A 21,325-nucleotide genomic window follows, 5' to 3' on the forward strand; every position below is an offset into this window, starting at 1 on the left:
CTGGCGGCTTTAGCGCGGTGGTCCCACCTGACCCCATGCCGAACTCAGAAGTGAAACGCCGTAGCGCCGATGGTAGTGTGGGGTCTCCCCATGTGAGAGTAGGGAACTGCCAGGCATCAAACAAGTGAAGAGGCCATCCGAAAGGATGGCCTTTTTGCGTTTCTGCGCTGCACAAACCGTACGCCGGGTAAGGCAAAGCCGCCATCCGGCAAGTCAGACCGCACTCCACTTCACAATAAACTCAGCAATCCCATCCTCATCATTTAAATCCAGCACCGGAACCTCTATATCGAGAGCAACATCGCTGGCCACCGCAATCACATGCTCATCCAGCGTTAACTCGCTGATATCGTGCCCGGCATCGCTTCTGAACAGCAGGATCTTAGGCACGGCCTCATGCTTAAATCCCTCAACCAGCACCAGATCCAGCGTGGAGTGATCCATCCGGCTCACCAGATACGCGAGATCCAGCGGTGCCTCATCCGGCGTTTCTGTCATCAATGCCCAACGCTGGTTGCTTGCTACCATTGTCTGCGCGGCACCCGCTTTGCGCAGCTCATAGCTATCTTTGCCCGGCTTATCGACATCCATATTATGGTGAGTATGCTTAATCAAGCCTGGACGAATACCGCGGGCGCACAGCGCGGGTATCAGTTTTTTCAGCAACGTGGTTTTTCCTGTCCCACTCCAGGCGGAAATGGCTAAAACAGAGTTCATCTCTTCTCCTGCATGACCTGTAAATCTTCTATTGTGTTTACATTCACGAACGATGTTTTCATGTCGCTAAAATCAACAGCATGTCCGCCGACCTTACGCATAAACACCATCACTCTTCGTTCTCCGGAAGCCAGATAGTCGCTCATAGCAGGAATCAGGGATCGGTTAATGAGCGCGATAGTTGGGTGGTCGCGCTCGCCGTCATGCACCCAGACCACGGGTGAATCACCTCGCTGTTGCACCATCCGTTCCACCAGGCAGGTGGGTATAAAAGGCGTATCACACGAACAAAAGAGAAACCACTCTCCCTGCGACTGCTGCATCACCGAAAGCATGCCGGCCAGCGGCCCCGGAAAATCTGCGAGATTATCCTGATAAACGGGAAACCCGCTGCGCTGGTAAATATCGATATGGCGATTTGCGCTCAGCGCCATTGCCGATACCTGATCGACAAGCGTATCAGCGACATGCTGCCATAAGGGCTTGCCTTTCAGGAGCTGAAGCCCCTTATCTTCCCCGCCCATCCGCGTAGCTCTGCCGCCTGCCAGAACGACCCCAGTGATTTCCAGGCTAAGATTCACGAATATCGCCTCTTTTATTGTGGGATTGACCCTGCTAACGTGTCACTCTAAATGAAAGGAGCACCACCATGAAATGTAAACGTCTGTATGAAGTCATTGAACTCCTCCAGCCAGCCTGGCAAAAAGAGCCAGAGCTGAATCTGATGCAATTCTTACAGAAACTGGCAAAAGAGTCAGGTTTTGACGGCGATCTGGCAGACCTTTCCGACGACATCCTGATCTACCACCTCAAAATGCGCGACTCAGCCAAAGATGCTGTTATTCCTGGTATTCAGAAGGATTATGAGGAAGATTTTAAAACTGCATTGCTGCGCGCCCGAGGCGTAATTAAAGAGTAAAAGCTTGTAAGCGGAGCCACCGAAATCGCTACAAGATGATATCCTGAATCATTCGTATAATTTCCGGATGATCGGATGAACGACCAGGCTTTTACTTTCCAGACACTACACCCGGATACCATTATGGATGCCCTGTTTGAACAGGGTATGCGTGTGGATTCCGGGCTAACTCCGTTAAACAGCTACGAAAACCGCGTCTATCAATTTCAGGACGAGGATCGTCAGCGCTTCGTCGTAAAGTTCTATCGCCCTGAACGTTGGTCTGCACAGCAAATTCAGGAGGAGCACCAGTTTGCTCACGATCTGCTGGTTGATGACGTCCCCATTGCCGCGCCGATAAAGTTCAATAACCAAACGCTGCTCACGCATGAAGGGTTTTACTACGCCGTATTTCCCAGTCTGGGTGGCCGCCAGTTTGAAGCGGATAATATCGATCAGATGGAGTGGGTTGCCCGCTATCTGGGACGCATTCATCAGACGGGACGTAAAACAGCGTTCACTGCCCGACCAACGATCGGGATTCACGAATATCTCACCGAACCACGTCAGATATTCGAAACGTCTGCGCTGATCCCCGCTGCGTTAAAGGATGATTTCCTCAACGCCACTGATAAGCTTATTGCTGCGGTGAAAACCTGCTGGCGTGATGATATTTCCGTTCTGCGCCTGCATGGCGATTGTCACGCCGGAAATATTCTCTGGCGCGATGGACCGCTGTTTGTCGATCTCGACGATGCGCGCATGGGACCAGCGGTTCAGGATCTGTGGATGCTGCTCAATGGCGACAAAGCCGAGCAGCGCATGCAGCTTGAAACGATTATTGAAGCCTATGAAGAATTTAGCCCGTTTAATTCAGACGAAATTGCCCTGATTGAGCCTTTACGTGCGATGCGTTTTGTTTATTATCTCGCATGGTTAATCAGGCGTTGGGACGACCCCGCATTTCCTCGTAATTTCCCGTGGCTTACCGGAGAAGATTACTGGCGCAGCCAGATATCTACATTCACTCAGCAGGTTAAGGTTCTTCAGGAACCCCCTCTGCAATTAACGCCGATGTATTAATTGGACACACCCAGGAGAGAGTTAATCATGAAAAAAATTTGGCTGGCGCTGGCAGGTATGATTCTGGCATTTAGCGCTTCTGCTGCGCAGTTTACCGACGGTAAACAGTTTATCACGCTGGAAAAGCCGGTTGCTGGCGAGCCACAGGTACTGGAGTTCTTCTCATTCTACTGCCCGCACTGCTATCAATTCGAAGAAGTGCTGCATGTTTCTGACAACGTGAAGAAGAAGCTGCCGGAAGGCACCAAAATGACCAAGTACCACGTTGAGTTCCTGGGCCCGTTGGGTAAAGACCTGACTCAGGCGTGGGCGGTTGCGATGGCGCTGGGCGTGGAAGATAAAATCACTGCTCCAATGTTCGAAGCCGTACAGAAAACCCAGACCGTTCAGACCACTGCGGATATCCGCAAAGTGTTCGTTGATGCCGGTGTGAAAGGTGAAGAGTACGACGCCGCGTGGAACAGCTTTGTAGTGAAATCTCTGGTTGCTCAGCAGGAAAAAGCGGCCGCTGATCTGCAGCTTCAGGGCGTTCCGGCAATGTTTGTTAACGGCAAATATCAGCTGAACATGCAGGGCATGGACACCAGCAGCATGGATATTTTCGTACAGCAGTATGCTGATACCGTGAAATACCTGGTTGAGAAGAAGTAATTTCGTTGATATGAAAACGCCGGTCACTGACCGGCGTTTTTGTATGAAGATTTAATGCTGTCTATCTGTTCGTCTTTCTCTTTCCAGAGCGTATTAAGCCACTGTTGGAAACCACGTTTGAAATTCTTATCGTTAACGTAGTCACCGTGCAGTCCGGCATCGATCGGCACTAAATTCACCCGAACAACAATGCGCGTCAGCTTGCCGCTGAGCATATCGAAAAATGGCGTCCTGTCATTTTCCGGATAGCAGAGCGTAACGTTCAGAAGTTTATCGAACTGTGCACCCAGCACGTTAAGCGCCATCGCAATACCCGCCGCCTTTGGCGGAAGCAGGTTCTGATAAGGGGAGCGTGTTTGTTGACGTTTATCTTCCGTAAACCGTGAGCCTTCAACAAAGTTCACGATGGTCGTTGGATGTGCGCGAAACTTTTCACAGGAGCGGCGCGTGGTCTCCACATCCTTACCGCGACGCTCCGGATGACGAATCAGATAGCTGCGCGAATAGCGTTTCATAAACGGCATATCAAGCGCCCAGCAGGCCAGCCCGATAAAGGGCACCCAGGCGAGCTGCTGCTTCAGGAAGTACTTGTTCATCGGGATATGTTTGCGAAAAAGCACGCATAACACCACGATGTCCGCCCAACTGTGATGATTGCAAATCAGCAGGTACCAGTTCTTTTTGTTGAGGCTCTCCAGCCCTTCGACATCCCATTTCAGATGCGGATTCAGGCACAGCAGGATCGCCAGCCCTTCACACCAGCAATACATCATGAAATTACAAAACGCAGAGACGGATCGCCATACCGCAGGCACAGGCAGCAGCAGTTTAACGATCCCGGCGATAATGATTGGCACAGAACACGCAATCGTCACCAGAATAGTTAAAATGATACTTAGCGGTAATGTTAATGCAGCGAGCAATCTCGACATGATGAGCTTTTTCAGGTGGTTAGCTTTAATGGGTCGGCCGATGATACGGCGCAGGGGGCTGATTTTATCAGAAAAATGACAAAATTATGGCGCTTTCATATCGTCAATAGACGGCTTTTCCCCTGAAGCAGAAGATTTCTCTAATATTGTGCGCTAATCAGGACTTATATCCACATAGACTAAATTGCCATCACCAGGCTATTTTCATGCAGTGTTAGTTGTTAACATTATGATATGTAATAATTTATTCTCAACGCGCGCCTGCTTTTAGTATCTGTTTTTCATTTGAAGTGAAAATATTCACAAACTTATCCACAGTTTGAATTTTGCGAGCGATCCTCACGATCGCAAAATCTTTTCCTGTATCGAACCTGAATAACTGATGTTTTCATCCTTCTGTGGCATCCTTTACGCATAAATTGATTAAAGGCACGGACATTATGGTTCAGATCCCAGAAAACCCACTTATTCTCGTCGACGGCTCTTCTTACCTGTATCGGGCGTACCATGCGTTTCCTCCTCTGACCAATAGCGCAGGGGAACCTACCGGCGCGATGTACGGCGTGCTGAACATGCTGCGCAGCCTGATTCTTCAGTATCAGCCCACCCATGCGGCTGTCGTTTTTGATGCGAAAGGCAAAACCTTCCGCGATGAACTGTTCGAACATTACAAATCCCATCGTCCGCCAATGCCTGACGATCTGCGTGCGCAGATTGAGCCGCTGCACGCCATGGTGAAAGCAATGGGCCTGCCGCTGCTGGCCGTCTCTGGCGTGGAGGCTGACGACGTCATCGGTACGCTGGCGCGTGAAGCTGAAAAAATGGGCCGTCCGGTGCTGATCAGCACCGGTGATAAAGATATGGCGCAGCTGGTGACGCCAGGTATTACCCTGATCAACACCATGACCAACACCATTCTGGGGCCAGAAGAAGTAGTCACTAAGTATGGCGTGCCGCCAGAGCTGATTATCGACTTCCTCGCGTTGATGGGCGACTCCTCGGATAACATTCCTGGCGTTCCTGGCGTCGGTGAAAAAACCGCGCAGGCGCTGCTTCAGGGGCTGGGTGGTCTGGACACGCTCTACGCTGAACCAGACAAAATCGCCGGACTTTCCTTCCGTGGCGCAAAAACCATGGCCGGGAAGCTGGAAGAGAACAAAGAGGTGGCTTATCTCTCCTATAAGCTGGCAACAATCAAAACCGATGTGGAGCTGGAGCTGGGCTGTGAGCAGCTGGAAGTGCAACAGCCTTCCGCTGACGACCTGCTGAGCCTGTTTAAGAAATACGAATTCAAGCGCTGGACCACTGACGTAGAAGCCGGTAAATGGCTGCAGGCTAAAGGGACCAAACCTGCTGCTAAGCCGAAAGAGACGATTGTCGTTGATGCCGAAGATCAGGCGGAAGAAGAAGCCGCAGCGCTCTCCTTCGACAACTACGAAACCATTCTGGAAGAGTCACAGCTGATCGCCTGGATCGAGAAACTGAAAAAAGCCCCGGTCTTTGCCTTTGACACCGAAACAGACAGCCTCGACAACATTTCAGCCAATATGGTGGGATTGTCCTTTGCGACAGAGCCGGGTATTGCCGCCTACGTTCCCGTGGCGCACGACTACCTGGATGCGCCGGAGCAGATCTCCCGCGAGCGCGCGCTCGAGCTACTGAAGCCGATTCTGGAAGACGAAAAGGCGCTTAAGGTTGGGCAAAACCTCAAGTACGACCGCGGCATTCTGCAGAACTACGGCATTGAGCTGCGCGGGATTGCCTTTGACACTATGCTCGAATCCTACATTCTGGACAGCGTGGCGGGCCGCCATGATATGGATTCCTTATCTGACCGCTGGCTCAAGCACAAAACCATTACCTTTGAAGAGATTGCCGGTAAAGGGAAAAATCAGCTCACCTTTAACCAGATTGCTCTCGAAGAGGCAGGGCGCTACGCGGCGGAAGATGCCGACGTCACGCTGCAACTGCATCTGAAGATGTGGCCAAAACTGCAGAAGCACGAAGGTCCGCTGAATGTATTCCAGCATATTGAAATGCCGCTGGTGCCCGTGCTGTCCCGTATCGAACGCAATGGCGTTAAGATCGACCCAACGGTGCTGCATAACCACTCTGGCGAGCTCGCGCAGCGTTTGACCGAGCTCGAGCAGAAAGCGCATGAGCTTGCCGGCGAGCCGTTTAACCTCTCTTCACCGAAGCAGCTGCAAACCATTCTGTTTGAAAAGCAGGGCATCAAGCCGCTGAAGAAAACCCCTGGCGGCGCGCCGTCAACCTCTGAAGAGGTGCTGGAAGAGCTGGCGCTGGACTACCCGCTGCCAAAAGTGATTCTCCAGTACCGTGGTCTCGCAAAGCTGAAGTCTACCTACACGGACAAACTTCCGCTAATGATCAACCCGAAAACGGGCCGTGTGCACACGTCGTATCATCAGGCGGTAGCGGCAACCGGGCGTCTCTCGTCAACCGATCCTAACCTGCAGAACATTCCGGTGCGTAATGAGGAAGGGCGCCGCATTCGTCAGGCCTTTATAGCCCCTGATGACTACCTGATTGTCTCGGCTGACTACTCGCAAATTGAACTGCGCATTATGGCGCACCTGTCCCGCGATAAAGGTCTGCTGACGGCATTTGCGGAAGGAAAAGACATCCACCGGGCGACCGCGGCGGAGGTCTTTGGTTTACCGCTGGACAACGTGACCAACGAACAGCGCCGCAGTGCAAAAGCGATCAACTTCGGTCTAATCTACGGCATGAGCGCGTTTGGCCTTTCACGCCAGCTAAACATTCCGCGCAAAGAGTCGCAGAAGTATATGGATCTTTACTTCGAGCGTTATCCGGGCGTTCTGGAATATATGGAACGCACCCGCGCGCAGGCGAAAGAGAAAGGTTACGTTGAAACCCTGGATGGCCGTCGTCTCTATCTCCCGGACATCAAATCCAGCAACGCGGCGCGCCGCGCTGGCGCAGAGCGTGCGGCGATCAACGCCCCGATGCAGGGTACCGCAGCGGACATCATCAAGCGCGCAATGATCGCTGTTGATGCCTGGCTGGAGAAAGAGAAGCCGCGCGTGAAAATGATCATGCAGGTACACGATGAACTGGTGTTTGAAGTGCACAAAGACGATCTCGATATTGTGTCGAAAAAGATCCACGAACTCATGGAAAGCAGCATGACGCTAGACGTGCCGTTGCTGGTGGAAGTGGGAAGTGGTGAAAACTGGGATCAAGCTCACTAAAGGTTCTTCGCATAACGCGCTGTTTATGTAATTTTGCAACATAAGAAAGCGCGTTTTGTGACGATCATTAGAATTCCCTATGTAAAGAATGAAAAAAAACTACAAAAAGTGCTTTTTCTGCAGCACAAAAAGGGGTAGAGTTATCGACGTAGGGTACAGAGGTAAGATGTTCTATCTTTCAGACCTTTTACTTCACGTAATCGGATTTGGCTGAATATTTTAGCCGCCCCAGTCAGTAATGACTGGGGCGTTTTTTATTGCGGCAAAGAAAAGTTCGGGCAAAAAAAAGCGCGGACATCGCCGCGCTCGGTATTACTCTTCTTCCGCTTCCGTCGCGGGTTCCAGCTCGTTAAACCAGCTGTCGAGCTTCTGACGCAGCTTGTCCACGCCCTGTTTTTTCAGCGAAGAGAAAGGCTCAACCTGTACATCGCCATTGAAGGCCAGTACCGCTTCGCGAACCATATTCACCTGCGCTTTACGCGCGCCGCTTGCCAGCTTGTCGGCTTTCGTCAGCAGCACCAGCACGGCAATATCGCTTGCTACGGCCCAGTCGATCATCTGCTGATCGAGATCTTTTAGCGGGTGACGAATATCCATCAGCACCACCAGACCTTTCAGGCACATGCGTTTTTCCAGGTATTCGCCCAGCGCACGCTGCCACTTGATCTTCATCTCTTCAGGCACCTGCGCATAACCGTATCCCGGCAAGTCTACGAGGCGTTTGCCTTCAGCCACTTCAAAGAGGTTAATCAGCTGGGTACGGCCAGGTGTTTTTGAGGTACGCGCCAGGTTCTTCTGATTGGTCAGCGTATTCAGGGCGCTGGATTTCCCCGCATTGGAGCGGCCAGCAAATGCCACTTCAATACCGGTATCAGAAGGCAGGTGGCGAATATCGGGCGCACTGGTGACAAAATGCGTCTGTTGGTAGTTCCAGGTAGTCACGTGGTCGTCTCCAAAAATCGTAATCTGGAGGGATTATACCCGAATGCGGGCAAAAGGCTTTTCTGATTGCACGAGGCTTGCAGGCGAATGCCCAAACGGCTGTAAGAGATCGGCTAATGTTGCTATGGGAGATTTCAGAGAATTCGCAGGCGTCAAAAAATGCAAACTGTTTTAAATCATAATCTTATTTCCAGGTAATTATCTGAAAATCCGTATTTGTACCGTTTCGTCGCTTGTTAGTTTAACGGAACAAGGTAAAGTATGCGTCAGGGCGAGGAAGCCAACAGGAATTCAACTTAAGGATTAGGGTCAGGAGCGCCAGGAGGCGAAGACGCAGGATAGTCAGGACGACCAGCGCCTGGAGGCGTTTTAACAGGAAATGGAACCATACACGGACGGTATCAGCCAAAGGATAAACAGGGTGTGTTGTTGGTAAACATGGAATGTCTGACCCGTTAAGGGTTGTGAGTCAGGAAAAAAGGCGACAGATTGCTCTGTCGCCTTTTTTCTTTGCTTGCTTTCTGCTAGATTTCGCCGCAATTCTATACTGAAGAAAACGACTTTAAGATAAAACATCATGAAAAAACCAACCTCCGCTGCGGGCGCGAAACGCCCTGCAAAAGCACGCCGCAAAACGCGCGAAGAACTGAACCAGGAAGCGCGCGACCGCAAACGCGACAAAAAACATCGCGGTCATGCTGCGGGTAGCCGTGCCAACGGCGGTGGTGCAGCGGGCGCCTCTGCAAAAGGCAAACAGCAGAAAGACCCTCGTATCGGCAGTAAAACTCCCATTCCACTGGGCGTGACAGACACCCCGGTCACTAAGCAGCACAAACCAAAGAGCGAGAAACCTATGCTTTCACCGCAGGCTGAGCTGGATATGCTGGAGAACGATGAGCGCCTGGACGCGCTGCTGGAACGTCTTGAAGAGGGTGAAACCCTGACCGCCGAAGAGCAGTCATGGGTAGATGCCAAACTGGACCGCATTGATGAGCTAATGCAGAAGCTGGGTCTGTCTTACGATGACGAAGACGACGAAGAGGAAGAAGAAAAGCAGGAAGATATGATGCGTCTTCTGAAAGGTGGAAACTAACATTTGCACCCGGCAGGCACGATAGTCCTGCTTATAACCCTTCCGGTTATATGTTATCTGGTGTGGTTATTCGTTAAACTACGGCGGTTGTCGCGGCGACAGAAGTGGCTGCGCACCCGAATGATGGCCCGCGATGGGGCCAGAACGGGCCGCCGTATACGAACGCGACACCAACGGAAGGAGTGAGCATGTCAGCACCAACTATCGACTGGGATTTGGCCCTAATCCAGAAGTATAACTATTCCGGGCCGCGTTATACCTCATACCCCACCGCGCTGGAGTTCTCCGATGCCTTCGGCGAGGGGGATTTTCAGCAGGCCGTCGCGCGCTATCCAGAGCGTCCGCTGTCGCTCTACGTCCATATTCCGTTCTGCCACAAGCTCTGCTACTTCTGCGGCTGCAATAAAATCGTGACCCGTCAGCATGATAAAGCCGACCAATACCTCGATGCGCTCGAACAGGAAATTGTGCACCGCGCGCCGCTGTTTAAAGGCCGTCACGTCAGCCAGCTTCACTGGGGCGGCGGTACGCCAACCTATCTGAACAAAGCGCAGATAAGCCGCCTGATGACGCTGCTGCGCGGAAATTTCAATTTTAACGACGACGCTGAAATCTCGATCGAAGTCGATCCGCGTGAAATTGAGCTGGATGTCTTGGATCACTTACGCGCCGAAGGCTTTAATCGTCTGAGCATGGGCGTGCAGGATTTCAATAAAGAGGTACAGCGTCTGGTCAACCGCGAGCAGGACGAGGAATTTATCTTCGCCTTACTCAACCACGCGCGTGACATCGGCTTTACCTCGACCAACATCGACCTGATTTACGGCCTGCCAAAGCAGACGCCGGAGAGCTTCGCCTTCACGCTGAAGCGCGTGGCTGAACTTAGCCCGGACCGCCTGAGCGTCTTTAACTACGCGCACCTGCCGACGCTATTCGCCGCCCAGCGCAAAATCAAAGATGCCGATCTGCCTTCTGCCCAGCAGAAGCTGGATATCCTGCAGGAAACTATCACCTCTCTGACGGAGAGCGGCTATCAATTTATCGGGATGGATCACTTTGCCCGTCCGGATGACGAGCTGGCGATTGCCCAGCGCGAAGGCGTACTGCACCGTAACTTCCAGGGTTATACCACACAGGGCGATACCGATCTGCTCGGCATGGGTGTCTCCGCCATCAGCATGATCGGTGACTGCTACGCGCAGAACCAGAAGGAGCTGAAGCTCTATTACCAGCAGGTTGATGCAACCGGCAACGCGCTATGGCGCGGCATCGCGCTGACCCGTGACGACTGCATTCGTCGTGATGTGATTAAGGCGCTTATCTGCAACTTCCGTCTCGACTTTAGCGAGGTGGAAGCGCAGTGGGAACTGAACTTCAGCGAGTATTTCGCGGAAGACCTGAAGCTGCTGGCGCCGCTGGCGAAAGACGGGCTGGTGGATGTGTCGGAGAGTGCGATTGAGGTCACGCCGAAAGGGCGTCTGTTGATCCGTAATATCTGCATGTGCTTTGACGCGTATCTGCGCCAGAAGGCGCGTATGCAGCAGTTTTCACGGGTGATTTAAGGCGCAAAGCCGGGTAAGGCGAAGCCGCTACCCGGCTTTTACATTTCAACCTGCTAGCTAAACAGCCCAACCAGCGCCGCACATAATACTGCAGCAACGGCAGTTTGTGGCGTGTGGCTTTCAGCTGCTCCGCTCGACAGTAAAGTCACTAATGATTCCAGCATGATGGTTCCCCCAATTTCCGGGCACGATCATACAAAACTCATCGGAACAGTAAAGCGCAAAATAACGGCAATTTGCGCTCAATTAATAACCTTTACACAGCGGCGTACGATCACTCCATTCCCAGCTCTTTCAGCTTGCGCGTCAGGGTATTACGTCCCCATCCCAGCAGGCGCGCGGCTTCTTGCTTATGGCCCTGCGTATGACGAAGCGCGGTGGTCAATAGCGTACGCTCCATCTCTGGCTGAGCCTCAGACAGCAGGTTTTGATGACCGGAACGCAGCGCGCGGTCGGCCCACTGCGCCAGCAGCGTTGCCCAGCTGTCCGGCAGCGCGTGCCCGGTGCTGCTTTCGGGCGCGGTGGCCTCAAACAGTTCGGCAGGGAGATCCTGAATTAACACTTCCTGTCCGGCGGCCATCACGGTCAGCCAGCGGCAGGTGTTTTCCAGTTGGCGTACGTTGCCCGGCCACGCCAGACGGGTGAGGGCGGCATCGGTTTCAGGATGAAGCTGCTTGGCTTCCACGCCCAGCTCGCGGGCCGCCACCTGCAGGAAATGACGCGCCAGGCGCGGGATATCTTCCCGACGCTCGCGCAGCGGCGGCAGGTGGACGCGGATCACGTTCAGGCGATGGAATAAATCCTCACGGAATTTGCCCTCCTGCACGCGCAGCTCCAGGTTCTGGTGCGTCGCGGCGATAATACGCACGTCCACCTTCACCGGCGCATAGCCGCCCACGCGGTAAAACTGCCCGTCGGCCAGCACGCGCAGCAGGCGAGTTTGAACGTCCAGCGGCATATCGCCGATCTCGTCCAGGAACAGCGTGCCGCCGTCAGCCTGCTCAAAGCGCCCCTGGCGAATGGTATTCGCGCCGGTAAACGCCCCTTTTTCGTGGCCGAACAGCTCGGACTCAATCAAATCCTTCGGGATCGCCGCCATGTTCAGGGCGATAAACGGCGCTTTTGCCCGCGGGCTGTGGCGATGTAACGCATGCGCCACCAGCTCTTTACCTGTACCCGATTCCCCGTTAATCAACACGCTGATGGACGAGCGGGACAGACGGCCAATAATGCGAAACACGTCCTGCATCGCCGGCGCTTCGCCGATGATGTCAGTGGTTGGCCCAAAATCGGGTGCGTGGCGCGGCTGTTGTTGCTCCTGGTAGTGGCTAATCGCGCGCTCAACCAGCGCCACCGCTTCGTCGATATCAAACGGTTTGGGCAGGTAATCGAACGCCCCTTGCTGATAGGCGCTCACCGCGGCATCCAGGTCGGAATGAGCCGTCATTATGATGACCGGAAGCATAGGATGGCGCTGTTTGATCTGCTTTAACAGCGCCAGCCCGTCCATGCCCGGCATGCGAATATCCGACAGCAGAACGTCCGGCGTTTTGGTGGTGAGTGCGTCGAGCACCTCGCTGCCGCTCTCATACGTCGTGCAGCTTAAACCTGCCCCTGTGAGCGCGCGTTCAAGCACCCAACGGATGGAGCTATCGTCATCGACTACCCAGACTATCCCTCGTTGCATAAACGTCACCTTTATTTTTTAATCGGCAGGAAAACCGAAAACTCGGTATGTCCCGGCCAACTGGTAAATTCAATTTTTCCGGAGTGCTGATCGATCAAGCTGCGGGCGATAGATAAGCCCAGTCCCGTACCGCCTTCGCGCCCGCTTACCATTGGGTAGAACAGGGTGTCCTGCAGATGAGAAGGAATGCCAGGCCCGTTATCCTCAACGTCGATGCGTGCCGCCAGACGATAGCGCACGCCGTGCAGCGTGAGCTGGAAGGCGGTGCGGGTGCGTAAAATAATCTCGCCGCCTTCCGGCCCCAGCGCCTGCAGGGCATTGCGCACAATATTCAGCAGAACCTGCTCAATCTGGTCCGGGTCATGCGCCAGTTCCGGCAGGCTTGGGTCGTAATCACGCACCAGCGTGACGTTCTCCGGCAGCTCCATGGAGACGAGCTTCACCACCCGTTCAGCGACTTTATGAATACTTTCTGAAACGTGCATACCCGGCTGCTGCGGCCCGAGCAGGCGATCGACCAGGTTACGCAGGCGGTCCGCCTGCTCAATGATGACGTTGGTATACTCCGCCAGCGCAGGGTCGGGCAGGGCTTTGGTCAGAAGCTGCGCCGCGCCGCGTAACCCACCCAGCGGGTTTTTGATTTCATGCGCCAGACCTCGCACCAGGTCACGGGCGGCAATTTGCTGCGCATGCTGAAGCTGCTCCTGGCTCAGGCGACGCTGATTATCCATCGGCGCCATTTCCAGCAGGATCAGTCCTTCCGGCAAACGTTGCGCGGTAAGGGAAAGAATATGTGAGCGCCCGTCGATCACCAGCGTGACTTCGTTATCGGTGAACCCCTGACCGGCCTGCAAACTTTCCTGCATCAGGCCAATATTCAGCGAGAAATAGCTCAACAACTCAGGAAGCGGGGTGCCAAACAGTTTGCGTGAACTCTGGGCGAGCAGCTGTTGCGCCGCCGGGTTGGCGTAATGGACGGCCAGTTCGTCGTCGACCAGCAGGATGCTGTTAATCAAAGAATTGAGGATCTGCCCAGCATCGGGCAGCGTGCCAGTTGCCATTCAGCAGTCTCCTGGAGTCGTTGCACTGTTTTAGTGCAGTATAGCGGTTTCGGCGTAAAAAGCGCGTGAGATCAGGTTGTTGGTGGAGAAAAAAGCCCATCCGGAGATGGGCTAAAAGTTTCCACGGCAACTACCCCCGGCGCTTTTGACGCCGGGTAAAACAACTAAATTAAACGCTGTAGTACAGTTCGAACTCAACCGGATGCGGAGTCATACGCACGCGGTCGTTCTCTTCAGTACGCAGGGCGATGTAAGCATCGATAGCGTCGTCAGTGAATACGCCACCCGCAGTCAGGAACTCGCGGTCTGCATCCAGCGCCTGCAGGGCTTCTTCCAGAGAGCCAGCAACCTGTGGGATCTCTTTCGCTTCTTCTGGCGGCAGGTCGTACAGGTTTTTGTCCATCGCTTCGCCTGGGTGGATCTTGTTCTTGATACCGTCCAGACCGGCCATCAGCAGCGCTGCGAAGCACAGGTATGGGTTAGCCGCTGGGTCCGGGAAGCGCACTTCGATACGACGCGCTTTTGGCGACGCCACCACCGGGATACGGATGGAAGCAGAACGGTTACGCGCAGAGTAGGCCAGCATAACTGGCGCTTCGTAGCCCGGGACCAGACGCTTGTAGGAGTTAGTGGTTGGATTCGCCAGGGCGTTGATCGCTTTAGCGTGTTTGATAACACCACCGATGTAATACAGCGCCTGCTCGGACAGACCGGCATATTTGTCGCCAGAGAACAGGTTGGTACCGTTCTTGGACAGAGACATGTGGCAGTGCATACCGGAACCGTTGTCGCCAAACATTGGTTTTGGCATGAAGGTCGCGGTTTTACCGAAACGGTGCGCAACGTTGTGCACAACGTATTTGTAGATCTGAATTTCGTCCGCTTTTTTGGTCATGGTGTTGAAGCGGGTTGCCACTTCGTTCTGACCCGCAGTCGCCACTTCGTGGTGGTGCGCTTCAACAACCAGGCCCATCTCTTCCATCACCAGACACATGGTGGAACGGATGTCCTGCGCAGAGTCGACCGGAGGAACCGGGAAGTAACCGCCTTTCACACCAGGACGGTGACCTTTGTTACCACCTTCGTATTTGGTGGAAGAGTTCCATGCGCCTTCGATGTCGTCGATAGCCACGTGGGAGCCAGAAATAGAGGCACCGAAGCGGATGTCGTCGAACAGGAAGAACTCTGGCTCTGGCCCGAACAGAACGGTGTCCGCGATGCCGGTGGAACGCAGGTACTCTTCAGCGCGTTTAGCGATAGAACGTGGGTCGCGGTCGTAGCCCTGCAGCGTGCCTGGCTCGAGGATGTCGCAGCGAATGATCAGAGTTGGTTCTTCGAAGAACGGATCAATGACCGCTGTGGTTGCGTCTGGCATCAGAACCATGTCGGATTCGTTAATGCCTTTCCAGCCACCAATGGAGGAGCCGTCAAACATTTTGCCTTCTTCAAAGAATTCGGCGTTCACCTGATGAGCAGGGATTGTGACGTGCTGTTCTTTACCTTTGGTATCGGTGAAGCGCAGATCAACAAACTTCACTTCATGTTCGTTCAGCATCGTCAAAACGTGTTCAGCGGACATACTTAACTCTCCAGATTGGTCATTGTCGTCGTGGTAACGAGGTCTTCAATTTCTGTTGGTACTGGCTGTTGCCATGTATTTTTTATAAAGCGAAATCTGTGCCAACTTTTAAAACACCCCAAAAAGGCGTTATCATGCGCACCATAGTGCAAAAGGGCTGCACCATGATGGATTTGTTGCACCAGTATAGTGCTTCAATGTGAACATTAAGCACCATATTGGTGCAATTTACGTTAAAGTGCCCTTTTACCGCTCCGTGAAAGCGATCACAAAGCATCTCTGCAATACTTGTTTGCGGGGGATGTTTGTGATCCTGTTTTGTAGTGCGATTAATCCGTGTACAATAACGCGCTATTTCTAAATGCCTGAGGCAAAGTTGTGATCGAAAATTTGCGTAACATCGCCATCATCGCGCACGTTGACCATGGTAAAACTACCCTGGTTGATAAGCTGCTGCAGCAATCCGGTACGTTTGATGCGCGTGCCGAAACCCAAGAACGCGTGATGGACTCCAACGATTTGGAGAAAGAGCGTGGGATTACCATCCTCGCGAAAAACACCGCGATTAAATGGAATGACTACCGTATCAACATCGTTGATACCCCAGGGCACGCCGACTTCGGTGGTGAAGTTGAACGTGTAATGTCCATGGTAGACTCCGTTCTGCTGGTCGTTGACGCAATGGATGGCCCAATGCCACAGACGCGCTTCGTGACCAAAAAAGCTTTTGCCCATGGTCTGAAGCCAATCGTTGTTATCAACAAAGTTGACCGCCCTGGCGCGCGTCCTGACTGGGTTGTTGACCAGGTCTTCGACCTGTTCGTTAACCTCGACGCGACCGACGAGCAGCTGGACTTCCCTATCGTTTACGCCTCTGCGCTGAACGGTATCGCAGGTCTGGACCACGAAGACATGGCTGAAGACATGACCCCGCTGTATCAGGCGATTGTTGACCGTGTTCCTGCGCCAAACGTTGACCTGGAAGGCACCCTGCAGATGCAGATCTCCCAGCTCGACTACAACAACTACGTTGGCGTAATCGGCATTGGCCGTATCAAGCGCGGTAAAGTGAAGCCTAACCAGCAGGTCACTATCATCGATAGCGAAGGCAAAACCCGTAACGGTAAAGTCGGTAAAGTCCTGACTCACCTGGGTCTTGAGCGTATCGAGAGCGACATCGCTGAAGCGGGCGACATCATCGCGATCACCGGTCTGGGTGAACTGAACATCTCCGACACCATCTGCGATCCGCAGAACGTCGAAGCGCTGCCAGCCCTGTCCGTTGATGAACCAACCGTATCCATGTTCTTCAACGTCAACACCTCTCCGTTCTGTGGTAAAGAAGGTAAGTTCGTTACCTCTCGTCAGATCCTTGACCGTCTGAACAAAGAGCTGGTGCACAACGTTGCGCTGCGCGTTGAAGAAACCGAAGACGCTGATGCATTCCGCGTTTCCGGTCGTGGTGAGCTGCACCTGTCTGTTCTGATCGAAAACATGCGTCGTGAAGGTTTCGAGATGGCGGTTTCCCGTCCGAAAGTAATCTTCCGCGAAATCGATGGCCGTAAACAAGAGCCGTTCGAAAACGTAACGCTGGACGTAGAAGAGCAGCACCAGGGTTCTGTGATGCAGGCACTGGGCGAGCGTAAAGGCGACCTGAAAAACATGAATCCAGACGGCAAAGGCCGCGTACGTCTCGACTACGTGATCCCAAGCCGTGGCCTGATCGGCTTCCGTTCTGAGTTCATGACCATGACCTCCGGTACCGGCCTGCTGTACTCCACCTTCAGCCACTACGACGACGTTCGTCCGGGCGAAGTGGGCCAGCGTAACAACGGCGTACTGATCTCCAACGGTCAGGGTAAAGCGGTTGCGTTTGCGCTGTTCGGTCTGCAGGATCGCGGTAAGCTGTTCCTGGGTCACGGTGCTGAAGTTTACGAAGGCCAGATCATCGGTATTCACAGCCGTTCTAACGACCTGACGGTAAACTGCCTGACCGGTAAGAAGCTGACCAACATGCGTGCGTCCGGTACTGACGAAGCAACGGTTCTGGTTCCGCCGATCAAGATGACCCTGGAGCAAGCTCTGGAGTTCATTGATGATGACGAACTGGTAGAAGTGACTCCACAGTCAATTCGTATCCGTAAACGTCACCTGACCGAGAACGATCGTAAACGTGCTATGCGCGGTGCGAAAGAAGACTAATACGGTCAATCCGTAGTAAAAAAAGCCGCTGAGAAATCAGCGGCTTTTTTATTAGAACGAATAACGTAACCCCAGGCGGATCCTGTACTGCTCGCGGTTGTAATCATTCCATCTGTCCAGCCACTGGAGTTCGAGGTACGGCAGCCAGTTTCTGTCGATCTTATAGCTGAACTTGTTGGTAATTTCCCAGTGATGGTCTTTGCCATTTTTGCTGTGGTAATCATTTATCCGCTGGAAAAAATGCGGCTCAAAGGTGTAGAAAAACGCATCCGTCACCTTGAAATTCCAGTAGTTGGCAAATTCGTGCGTGTCGTTCTTATCCATCTGCCCGTTATAGTCCGGCGTATCGTAATTGTTATGGTTATAGCGATAGCGGAACGTCAGATTAAACCCGTCCGTGAATTTATAGTTGGTATCTAAATAAACCGCGCCACCCGAACCGGCGCTGCTGTCGTTGATCAACCCGCCCGGCTGGAAGGTGAGTTTGTCCGTCGGTTTAAAGAGCGGATACCACCCCTCTATTTCGTTATAGCTGTGCTTGAGCTCATCCCACCTCCCCACGTTGTAGGCGTTGGTGAACATCAATCCCGCGCCCATATCGAAGTTATAGCCGGCACGCAGGATCACTTCGTGCAGCTCAGAGGCCGTATTGTAGGCTTCGCGGGTTTCAACATATGCCCCGGCGAATACCGGGCAGGACACAGACGACACGATCAGTACAGTGATGATTCTTTTCATAATTTGTCCATGTATCAGGTACAGAAAGGCCTCCCTCCTGATGAACAGGAAGGAAATACGGGCCGAATTTATTGTTATAAAGTGACTGCTGACGCTTTATTGTTGGGTGTTATCTCAGGGGTATTCGCTGACTGTTTTTTCCGTTTTCCAATCTCCTCGATAATAAAGGCGAAGCGCGCTTCGTTGAGTTTATAAAACAGCCCCATGGTCACGGCGGCGACGATTGCCAGGCCGCACGGCCAGAGGAAAATAAGCTGACGCAAACCCAGCAGCGTGCCCGCGCTCTGCACCGCATGAGGAACGTAGCCGATCTGGGTCAGCATGATGCCGGGCAGGAAGCCGGCGAGAGCGGCAGAGATTTTGCGCGAGAAGGTGTAGCCGGTGTAAACCGATCCCTCGGCGCGGATGCCGGTTTTCCACTCGCCGTAATCAACGGTATCCGGCACCAGCGCCCAGTTCAGGCTGTTCACAAACGCGGTGCCGAAAAAGGCCATGCAGGAAAACAGCACGAACAGCAGGGAGCTGGTTCCCCAGAAGAAGTTCAGCACGTCGCCCACCGCCCACAGCGCCAGCCCGCCCAGATAGACGGGCTTCTTGCCAAAGCGCTTCACCGCGCCGGGCACCAGAAACACGCCAATCAGAATGCAGCCCATGCTGAAAAAGCCCATCCACGACAGCAGATGCAGATCGTTCAGCACGTACTGGGTGTAATAGACCTGAATCGCCAGCTTGATGTTGAACGCGGCGAGAGTACACAGGTTGGCAATGCACAGCACCAGCAGCGGCGGATTGCGAAAAATCGCGCAGAACGATTTCAGAATGCCGGGCTTATGGTGATCGGGCGTTATCTCGACATAGCGCTCTTTCACCCCGCTGTAGCACCACCACATGCAGAACAGGCCGCCGGTGGCGAACACCAGCGCAGCCACCAGATAGCCGAGGGAGGGCTGGTGGACGAACAGCGCCTGAATGGGCATAAAGCCGACGGTGCAGAGCAACAGCCCCACCGTGGCGCCGCCCTGTCGCCACGCCGCCAGCTGCGCGCGCTCGTTCGGGTTTTTGGTGATGGCAGGGACCATCGCACCGTAGGCGCAGTTCATCAGGCTGTAGCAGAGCCCAAACATCATGAAGAGCACGGTGGCGATGGCCGTTTTGACCGTCAGGCTAAAGTCGTTGGCCATAAACTGCGCCGTCGCGACCAGCGCCACCGGGACGGAGGCGTAAAGTATGAATGGCCGGAACTTCCCCCTCGGGCCAATGTTACGCCGGGAATCCAGCAGCACCCCGGTCAGCATGTCGGTGAACGCGGTAAAAAACTTCGCCACCAGGAAAATAATGCCGCCGTAGAACGCGGGCATCCCCAGTTCATCGGTATAAAACTTCAGCAGGTACAGCGTGCCAATACACAGCATCAGGTTCGAGCCAAAATCGCCCATCCCGTAGGCGCACTTCTCTCGCGGGCTCAATTTCAGGGTTAACGGATCAGTATTGTGTGTCATGGTCGATCCTCAGAGCGCCCCGCAGGGCGCTCTATCACGTCATTTATGCCGTACGTTTGCGCAGTTCGATCTCTTCCACGATGCGCACATACATCTTCTCGTTGAGGTTGTAGAAGCAGCCCATCGCCACGATGGTGATGACCGCCAGCAGGCTCGGATAGATAAATATCAGCTGCCGCAGCCCTTCAACCGTCCCGGCGGACTGCACCACGTTGGGCACATAGCCGATCTGCGTGAGCATGATCCCCGGGAAGAAGCCCGCCAGCGCCTGCGAGACCTTACGGAAGAAGGTAAAGCCGGTATAGACCGTCCCCTCGGAGCGTACGCCGGTGCGCCACTCGCCGTATTCCACGGTATCGGACACCAGCGCCCAGTTCAGGCTGTTCACGAACGCGGAGCCGAAGAACGCCAGGCAGGAGAACGCCACAAAGCTCACCGAGCCGCCGCCGAAGAAGTAGTTGAGCAGATCGCCCGCCACCCAAATCATCAGCCCGCTGATGTAGACCTTTTTCTTGCCGAAGCGCCGCACCGCGCCGGGCATCATAAAGACGCCGATAAAAATACAGCCCATGCTGAAGAAGCCCATGTACGACAGCAGGATCGGGTCTTTCAGCACGTACTGCGTGTAGTAGACCTGAATGGCGAGCTTAACGTTAAACGCGCCCAGCGTGCACAGGTTCGCGATACACAGGATAAACAGCGGACGGTTCCCGGCAATGGCGCGAAACGACTGCAGCAGCCCCGGCTTTTGCGCTGGATTAGCAGGCTGCGTCTCGACGTAACGCTCGGTAACGCCCTTATAGCACCACCACATAAAGAACAGCCCGAACAGCGAGAAGAGAGTGGCGGCAAAGATGTAGCCAAGCTGGTCGTTACCCTCAATCAGGTTCATCACCGGGACAAAGCCCACCGTACAGAGCAGCAGGCCGAGCGTGGCGCCGCCCTGACGCCAGGCCGCCAGCGAGGCGCGCTCGTCCGGGTTTTTGGTGATGGCGGGCACCATCGCGCCGTAAGAGCAGTTCATCATGCTGAAGAACAGGCCGTACAGCATGAACAGCACCGTTGCTATCACCGTTTTGCCGGTCATCTCAAATGGCGTACCGACGAAGTTGGCAATTGCCAGTAAGGTCACCGGGAAGGCGGCATACAGCACGAACGGGCGGAATTTCCCTTTCGGGCCAATCTTGCGTCGGGAGTCGAGCATGATACCGGTGCCCATATCGGTGAAGGCGGTAAAAAACTTCGCAATCAGGAAGATAATCCCGCCGTAGGTGCCGGGCAGCCCCAGCACGTCGGTGTAAAACTTCAGCAAATAGAGCGTGCCGATATCCAGCAGGATGTTAGAGCCGAGATCGCCCATCCCGTAGGCGAGTTTTTCTTTAAACGGCAGGCGTAGGGTTGCCGGATCGGAAGTATGTTGACTCATTATTGTTCTCCGTCTGCCCGCA

Annotated in this window: 18 protein-coding genes and 1 rRNA gene; 8 read left to right on the forward strand and 11 right to left on the reverse strand. The window is 53.9% G+C overall.

All coding sequences use genetic code 11. From position 1 onward, the window contains the following. Window positions 1-115 (forward strand): 5S ribosomal RNA (rrf, locus tag ACMWL8_RS19905). Between the two features lie 98 nt (window positions 116-213). Here the strand turns inward: rrf and mobB are convergent. Both mobB and mobA read right to left on the reverse strand, forming a co-directional pair. Further along, window positions 214-717, reverse strand: a complete 504-nt coding sequence (mobB, locus tag ACMWL8_RS19910; RefSeq protein WP_045260214.1) for a molybdopterin-guanine dinucleotide biosynthesis protein MobB — start codon at window positions 715-717, stop codon at window positions 214-216. Next, window positions 714-1,298 (reverse strand): molybdenum cofactor guanylyltransferase MobA, encoded by a 585-nt coding sequence (gene mobA / locus ACMWL8_RS19915; protein WP_045260215.1) that lies wholly within the window; start codon window positions 1,296-1,298, stop codon window positions 714-716. The genes mobB and mobA overlap by 4 nt, the downstream gene beginning before the upstream one ends. Window positions 1,299-1,366: 68 nt before the next feature. Between mobA and ACMWL8_RS19920 the strand changes: the two genes are divergently transcribed. The 3 genes from ACMWL8_RS19920 to dsbA all read left to right on the forward strand — a co-directional run bounded on the left by ACMWL8_RS19920 (window position 1,367) and on the right by dsbA (window position 3,349). Beyond that, window positions 1,367-1,636, forward strand: a complete 270-nt coding sequence (locus ACMWL8_RS19920) for a YihD family protein (RefSeq protein WP_045260216.1) — start codon at window positions 1,367-1,369, stop codon at window positions 1,634-1,636. Between the two features lie 75 nt (window positions 1,637-1,711). After that, window positions 1,712-2,698 (forward strand): serine/threonine protein kinase, encoded by a 987-nt coding sequence (locus ACMWL8_RS19925; protein WP_045260217.1) that lies wholly within the window; start codon window positions 1,712-1,714, stop codon window positions 2,696-2,698. A gap of 27 nt (window positions 2,699-2,725) precedes the next feature. Then, on the forward strand, window positions 2,726-3,349 hold the full coding sequence (dsbA, locus tag ACMWL8_RS19930) for a thiol:disulfide interchange protein DsbA (RefSeq protein WP_028014899.1): 624 nt from the start codon (window positions 2,726-2,728) through the stop codon (window positions 3,347-3,349). 23 nt (window positions 3,350-3,372) lie between these two features. On the opposite strand, the gene ACMWL8_RS19935 is transcribed toward dsbA, so the two are convergent. Then, on the reverse strand, window positions 3,373-4,281 hold the full coding sequence (locus tag ACMWL8_RS19935; RefSeq protein ID WP_045260218.1) for an acyltransferase: 909 nt from the start codon (window positions 4,279-4,281) through the stop codon (window positions 3,373-3,375). A 440-nt stretch (window positions 4,282-4,721) separates the two neighbouring features. Between ACMWL8_RS19935 and polA the strand changes: the two genes are divergently transcribed. After that, window positions 4,722-7,514: a DNA polymerase I gene (polA, locus tag ACMWL8_RS19940; RefSeq protein ID WP_045260219.1), complete on the forward strand. Its 2,793-nt coding sequence runs from the start codon at window positions 4,722-4,724 to the stop codon at window positions 7,512-7,514. Between the two features lie 312 nt (window positions 7,515-7,826). Here polA and yihA read toward each other — a convergent pair whose 3' ends face one another. Then, window positions 7,827-8,456: a ribosome biogenesis GTP-binding protein YihA/YsxC gene (gene yihA / locus ACMWL8_RS19945; RefSeq protein WP_014885764.1), complete on the reverse strand. Its 630-nt coding sequence runs from the start codon at window positions 8,454-8,456 to the stop codon at window positions 7,827-7,829. A 577-nt stretch (window positions 8,457-9,033) separates the two neighbouring features. Here yihA and yihI point away from each other — a divergent pair. Then, window positions 9,034-9,549, forward strand: a complete 516-nt coding sequence (gene yihI / locus ACMWL8_RS19950) for a Der GTPase-activating protein YihI (RefSeq protein ID WP_028014895.1) — start codon at window positions 9,034-9,036, stop codon at window positions 9,547-9,549. A 188-nt stretch (window positions 9,550-9,737) separates the two neighbouring features. After that, the gene (hemN, locus tag ACMWL8_RS19955) at window positions 9,738-11,111 is read left to right on the forward strand and encodes an oxygen-independent coproporphyrinogen III oxidase (protein WP_045260220.1); all 1,374 of its coding nucleotides are present in this window, start codon (window positions 9,738-9,740) and stop codon (window positions 11,109-11,111) included. Window positions 11,112-11,164: 53 nt separating this feature from the next. Here hemN and ACMWL8_RS19960 read toward each other — a convergent pair whose 3' ends face one another. From ACMWL8_RS19960 to glnA, 4 genes are all read right to left on the reverse strand, one after another. Continuing rightward, entirely contained in the window at window positions 11,165-11,275 is a 111-nt protein-coding gene (locus ACMWL8_RS19960; RefSeq protein ID WP_017382667.1) for a YshB family small membrane protein, read from the reverse strand. A 110-nt stretch (window positions 11,276-11,385) separates the two neighbouring features. Continuing rightward, on the reverse strand, window positions 11,386-12,798 hold the full coding sequence (gene glnG, locus ACMWL8_RS19965; RefSeq protein ID WP_045260221.1) for a nitrogen regulation protein NR(I): 1,413 nt from the start codon (window positions 12,796-12,798) through the stop codon (window positions 11,386-11,388). An 11-nt stretch (window positions 12,799-12,809) separates the two neighbouring features. Then, window positions 12,810-13,859 (reverse strand): nitrogen regulation protein NR(II), encoded by a 1,050-nt coding sequence (gene glnL / locus ACMWL8_RS19970; RefSeq protein WP_014172250.1) that lies wholly within the window; start codon window positions 13,857-13,859, stop codon window positions 12,810-12,812. A gap of 169 nt (window positions 13,860-14,028) precedes the next feature. Then, window positions 14,029-15,438 (reverse strand): glutamate--ammonia ligase, encoded by a 1,410-nt coding sequence (gene glnA, locus ACMWL8_RS19975; RefSeq protein WP_008501856.1) that lies wholly within the window; start codon window positions 15,436-15,438, stop codon window positions 14,029-14,031. Between the two features lie 378 nt (window positions 15,439-15,816). Here glnA and typA point away from each other — a divergent pair, with 378 nt between their 5' ends. Further along, window positions 15,817-17,640: a ribosome-dependent GTPase TypA gene (gene typA, locus ACMWL8_RS19980; RefSeq protein WP_028014891.1), complete on the forward strand. Its 1,824-nt coding sequence runs from the start codon at window positions 15,817-15,819 to the stop codon at window positions 17,638-17,640. 51 nt (window positions 17,641-17,691) lie between these two features. Here typA and ompL read toward each other — a convergent pair whose 3' ends face one another. From ompL to ACMWL8_RS19995, 3 genes are all read right to left on the reverse strand, one after another. Continuing rightward, window positions 17,692-18,378: a porin OmpL gene (ompL, locus tag ACMWL8_RS19985; RefSeq protein ID WP_045260222.1), complete on the reverse strand. Its 687-nt coding sequence runs from the start codon at window positions 18,376-18,378 to the stop codon at window positions 17,692-17,694. 74 nt (window positions 18,379-18,452) lie between these two features. Next, a complete protein-coding gene (locus ACMWL8_RS19990; RefSeq protein WP_045260223.1) occupies window positions 18,453-19,877 on the reverse strand; it encodes an MFS transporter in 1,425 nt (474 codons plus the stop codon). 43 nt (window positions 19,878-19,920) lie between these two features. After that, window positions 19,921-21,303: an MFS transporter gene (locus ACMWL8_RS19995; RefSeq protein ID WP_045260224.1), complete on the reverse strand. Its 1,383-nt coding sequence runs from the start codon at window positions 21,301-21,303 to the stop codon at window positions 19,921-19,923. Between the last annotated feature and the right edge of the window lie 22 nt (window positions 21,304-21,325).

It is taken from the genome of Enterobacter sp. 04-C-12-SI-ECC, from assembly GCF_047530715.1.
Classification (GTDB): domain Bacteria; phylum Pseudomonadota; class Gammaproteobacteria; order Enterobacterales; family Enterobacteriaceae; genus Enterobacter; species Enterobacter bugandensis.

What these genes read in the sequence shown, in the direction of transcription:
- ACMWL8_RS19925 (WP_045260217.1), top strand. Translation starts at nt 1,712, where the DNA reads ATGAACGACCAGGCTTTTACTTTCCAGACACTACACCCGGATACCATT.
- glnL (WP_014172250.1), bottom strand. Translation starts at nt 13,859, where the DNA reads ATGGCAACTGGCACGCTGCCCGATGCTGGGCAGATCCTCAATTCTTTG.
- mobB (WP_045260214.1), bottom strand. Translation starts at nt 717, where the DNA reads ATGAACTCTGTTTTAGCCATTTCCGCCTGGAGTGGGACAGGAAAAACC.
- dsbA (WP_028014899.1), top strand. Translation starts at nt 2,726, where the DNA reads ATGAAAAAAATTTGGCTGGCGCTGGCAGGTATGATTCTGGCATTTAGC.
- ompL (WP_045260222.1), bottom strand. Translation starts at nt 18,378, where the DNA reads ATGAAAAGAATCATCACTGTACTGATCGTGTCGTCTGTGTCCTGCCCG.
- ACMWL8_RS19995 (WP_045260224.1), bottom strand. Translation starts at nt 21,303, where the DNA reads ATGAGTCAACATACTTCCGATCCGGCAACCCTACGCCTGCCGTTTAAA.
- yihI (WP_028014895.1), top strand. Translation starts at nt 9,034, where the DNA reads ATGAAAAAACCAACCTCCGCTGCGGGCGCGAAACGCCCTGCAAAAGCA.
- ACMWL8_RS19920 (WP_045260216.1), top strand. Translation starts at nt 1,367, where the DNA reads ATGAAATGTAAACGTCTGTATGAAGTCATTGAACTCCTCCAGCCAGCC.
- polA (WP_045260219.1), top strand. Translation starts at nt 4,722, where the DNA reads ATGGTTCAGATCCCAGAAAACCCACTTATTCTCGTCGACGGCTCTTCT.
- glnG (WP_045260221.1), bottom strand. Translation starts at nt 12,798, where the DNA reads ATGCAACGAGGGATAGTCTGGGTAGTCGATGACGATAGCTCCATCCGT.
- ACMWL8_RS19935 (WP_045260218.1), bottom strand. Translation starts at nt 4,281, where the DNA reads ATGTCGAGATTGCTCGCTGCATTAACATTACCGCTAAGTATCATTTTA.
- ACMWL8_RS19990 (WP_045260223.1), bottom strand. Translation starts at nt 19,877, where the DNA reads ATGACACACAATACTGATCCGTTAACCCTGAAATTGAGCCCGCGAGAG.
- ACMWL8_RS19960 (WP_017382667.1), bottom strand. Translation starts at nt 11,275, where the DNA reads ATGCTGGAATCATTAGTGACTTTACTGTCGAGCGGAGCAGCTGAAAGC.
- hemN (WP_045260220.1), top strand. Translation starts at nt 9,738, where the DNA reads ATGTCAGCACCAACTATCGACTGGGATTTGGCCCTAATCCAGAAGTAT.
- glnA (WP_008501856.1), bottom strand. Translation starts at nt 15,438, where the DNA reads ATGTCCGCTGAACACGTTTTGACGATGCTGAACGAACATGAAGTGAAG.